Raw genomic sequence first — 4,205 nt, forward strand, 5'->3', positions numbered from 1 at the left:
GGTTTTCTGACCGGGGCTTTTTTATTTATTGAAATAAGCTAAAAGCGTTTTGACCTGGCTTTTATTAAGTACCTTGGATAGTTCTTGTTCTTCAGCCTCCTTAATCCGTTTAACGGATTTGAAGTGGCGAAGCAGTTTGTCTGCGGTCGTTTTACCTATACCTTCTATACTTTCCAGCTCTGTTTTCAGGGTTCCCTGATCTCTTTTCTTTCTGTGAAAAGTAATTCCAAAACGGTGTGCTTCGTCACGAAGTTGCTGGATCACTTTTAGTGTTTCTGATTTTTTATCGAGATAAAGTGGGAAACTGTCTCCCGGGTAGTACAATTCTTCCAGTCTTTTGGCAATCCCAATAACGGTAACCTGTTTTTCTATACCAAGCTTTTTTAAGCTGCTCATGGCAGAGGATAGCTGACCCTTACCGCCATCAATGATGATGAGTTGAGGTAACGGCTGTTCTTCTTCCAACATGCGTTTATATCGTCTGTAAACAGCCTCCTCCATCGTGGCGAAATCATTTGGACCTTCAACGGTTTTGACATTGAAGTGGCGGTAGTCTTTTTTAGAGGGTTTGGCATCTCTAAAGACGACAATAGCCGATACAGGATACTTGCCCTGGAAATTGGAGTTGTCAAAACACTCAATATGATGTGGGAGTCTGGTCAGCCTCAGGTCTTTTTGCATTTGTGTCAGGATACGCTCAGAACGAAGGTCGGGATTGAGTTTCTCATATTGGTTGAGTTTCTCTTTTCTAAAAAACAGAACATTCTTTTGTGAAAGTTCCAGCAGACTCTTTTTTTCTCCGAGTTTGGGAACTGTAAATTTGAGTCCTGCATCGCTGAGTTTGATCTCAAAAGGGACGATGATTTCTTTGGAAGTACTGTTGAATTTTGTCCTGAATTCGGTAATAGCCAGAGTCAGCAGTTCTTCGTCTGTTTCGTCCAACCGTTTTTTGATCTCAATGGTTTGGGTTTGAATAATGCTTCCATTCATAATCTTAAGGTAGTTTACAAATGCATAGCGTTCATCTGATGCAATGCTCACCACATCAATATTGGTAATGGAGCTGTTTACCACTGTAGACTTGCTCTGGTATTTCTCCAGTACATGCAGTTTTTTCTGATAATGATGTGCATATTCAAAATTGAGTTCCTCAACCGCATTCTTAATGATCTGTTTAACGTCTTTGATTACATTACCGATCTTTCCATTAAGAATGTCTTTGATTTCTTCAATATTCTGGTTGTAATCTTCTTCCAGCTGGTAAGCCTGGCATGGACCTTTGCAATTTCCAATCTGGTATTCCAGGCAAACCTTAAATTTTCCGCCTTCTATATTTGGCCGGGTTAAAGGAAGGTTACAGGTTCGGAGAGGGTATGTTTCCTTGATCAGATCCAGAATGGTGTGCATCATGCCTACAGAAGCATAAGGTCCGAAATAAGTGGAACCGTCCTTCACCATTTTCCGGGTCCAGAAAACCCTGGGGAAAGGTTCTTTTTTAATGATGATCCAGGGATAGGTTTTATCATCCTTCAGCATGATATTGTACCTTGGTTGATGCTTTTTGATCAAACTGTTTTCAAGCAGCCAGGCATCAATCTCTGTATCGACAATAGTAAAGGTGATTTTCCTGATTCTGGAAACCAAAACCCTGGTTTTTCCGTTAAGCTGGTTGTCCTGTATAAAATAGGATCCCACCCGGTTGCGCAGATCTTTGGCCTTACCGATATAGATCAGGGTGCCTTCTGCATCCCAATACTGGTAAACACCAGGTTTATGTGGGATATCGGCCAAGGCCTTTTTATGGTCAAAAGCACTCATCTATAATCAGTTTTTGAAAAAAATATACGATTAGAAACCTAATTTCTCATCCAGTTCGGTTTTGTTTTGATCTGGCTGCTGGTACTGGTTACAGTCATATACTATGGAAACACCATTTTTAGGGACATCAAAATCATCTTTTCTGATCTTGAGCTTTGGATTGGCATAAACCCTTTTCAGGAAGCCGGCAAAGATGGGTAATGCCGTATTTCCACCCTCTCCTTCACGGGTACTGATGAAATGGAAAGCACGGTCTTCGCAACCTGTCCATACACCACCAACAAGTTGAGGTGTAATACCCATAAACCATCCGTCGGAGTTGTTTTGAGTAGTACCAGTTTTACCTCCAACCGGGGTTTTGATGCCGTATTTATAGCTTAATCGCGACGCTGTACCATTAAGTACTACGCCACGAAGCATACGGGTCATCACATAAGCCACTTCTTCATTTAGTGCGGGGTGTACACTTGGGTGTTTCTCATATAAAACGATACCATTTTTATCTTCAATACGCAATATATAAGTCGGTTCTGTCCAAAGGCCTTTATTGGCAAAAACGCTATAGGCGCCTACCATATCGTATACCGAGGCATCGAAGGAGCCAAGGGAAATGGAAGGATATGCCGGGACATCTGAAGTAATTCCCATTTTTTTAGCCAATGCAGCTACAGCAGTTGGTCCAACCTGTTTCATAAGGTAAGCTGCAATATAGTTTTGGGAGTAGGCAAGGGCTTTTTGAAGGGTAATGGCTCCTGGTAAAGTTCCTGAAGATCTGGGTACCCAGGGTTTTCCACCTGGTACATCAATGCTTACGGGTTCGTTCATCACCGTATAGCAAGGGGAGTAGCCATTGTCTATAGCAACGGCATAGGTAAATGGTTTAGCTGTAGAACCTACCTGACGTGTACCCATTTTCACCTGGTCATATTTGAAGTGCTGGTAATTAATTCCTCCAACCCAGGCTTTGACATAGCCGGTTTGAGGATCCATCACCATCATTGCATTACGTAAAAGCATTTTGTAATATTTTACCGAGTCAACGGGTTTCATCAGTGTATCGATGTCTCCTTTCCAGGTAAAAATATTCAGACGGGTAGGGGTATTGAAATCTTTTTTGATCTCTTCCTCACTTTTACCTTCCTGTTGCAGTGCTTTATAACGATCTGATCTTTTAATGCCCTGTTCAATTTGTAGCTCTTTATCCTTGAAAGGGTTTTTCCCTTTCCAGCTGGCCATAAATTGGGCTTGGAGGATTTTCATATACTCTTTCTGGGCTTCTTCAGCATAGACCTGCATATCATAATTGAGTGTTGTAATTACCCGAAGGCCATCTCTGTCGAGGTCATAAGGCGTACCATCTGCTTTAAGGATTGAACGATCCTGGAAAATTTTCTTGATGTCGTTTTTTAAGACTGCACGGAAATAAGGTGCAATTCCATCATTTACCGTTGCTGCATTAAATTTAAGACCTAGTGGTTTCTCTTTCTCCGTATCGTACTGTTCCTGTGTAAGCAGATTGGCTTTCACCATCATAGACATTACTGTATTGCGGCGGGCAATGGAACGGTCTGGATTTCGGGTTGGAGAATATCTGGTGATCCCTTTTTGCAAGCCAACAAGGGTGGCTGCCTGGGGTACAGTTAGCTGGTCTGGGGTGGTGTTGAAATATACTCTTGCTGCTGATTTGATTCCGTAAGCCTGATTCCCAAAATCAACTGTATTCAGGTACATGGTAATGATTTCTTCTTTTGTATAATTTCTTTCCAGTTTAACAGCGATCACCCATTCCTGAAATTTCTGCATTAGTCTTTTAAAGAAATTCTTCTGGCGGCCTTCTTCTGAGAACAAGTTCAGTGCAAGTTGTTGTGTAATTGTGCTTCCCCCTTGTTTTTTACCTACCAGATTGTAAAAAATTATGGTAAAGGTTCTGGTAAAATCGATTCCTGAGTGCTCTTTAAAACGGGTGTCTTCTGTAGAGATCAGAGCATTGATCACATTTGGAGAAATTTGCGGGTAAGTGACATTGGAACGGTTTTGTACAAAGTACGTTCCGATCACCCTTCCGTCGTCTGCGACAATTTCAGTGGCCTGGTTGCTTTTTGGATGTTCTATGTCTCTGAACGATGGTAAAGTGCCAAAAACCCCGAAACCAATGGAGATAATGAACAGTGCAAATAATATAATACCACCAATCAGGAGTTTCCAAATGGTTAGATTATATCTCTTGATATCTGTTGAGGTAAGGGTTTGACTCATTTCAATAATTGTTTTTGTAGAACTCTATGTATTTGTTTAGAAGGTCCTTATTTTTTAATTTATCAAAGTTTTCTTTACTGATGATGAATGTACTGTAAATATTCTCAGGTACTTTCATGATCTGTTTTAGC

The 4,205-nt window shown here is 41.1% G+C and carries 2 protein-coding genes; both read right to left on the minus strand.

Annotated features, from left to right (window positions below):
* Positions 1-21 precede the first annotated feature (21 nt).
* Positions 22-1,818, minus strand: coding sequence for an excinuclease ABC subunit UvrC (uvrC, locus tag DBR11_RS13460; RefSeq protein WP_108553188.1), 1,797 nt, complete (start codon positions 1,816-1,818; stop codon positions 22-24).
* A gap of 30 nt (positions 1,819-1,848) precedes the next feature.
* The gene (locus DBR11_RS13465) at positions 1,849-4,074 is read right to left on the minus strand and encodes a penicillin-binding protein 1A (RefSeq protein ID WP_108553189.1); all 2,226 of its coding nucleotides are present in this window, start codon (positions 4,072-4,074) and stop codon (positions 1,849-1,851) included.
* Positions 4,075-4,205 lie beyond the last annotated feature (131 nt).

The sequence above is a fragment of the Pedobacter sp. HMWF019 genome, assembly GCF_003061025.1.
Taxonomy (GTDB): domain Bacteria; phylum Bacteroidota; class Bacteroidia; order Sphingobacteriales; family Sphingobacteriaceae; genus Pedobacter.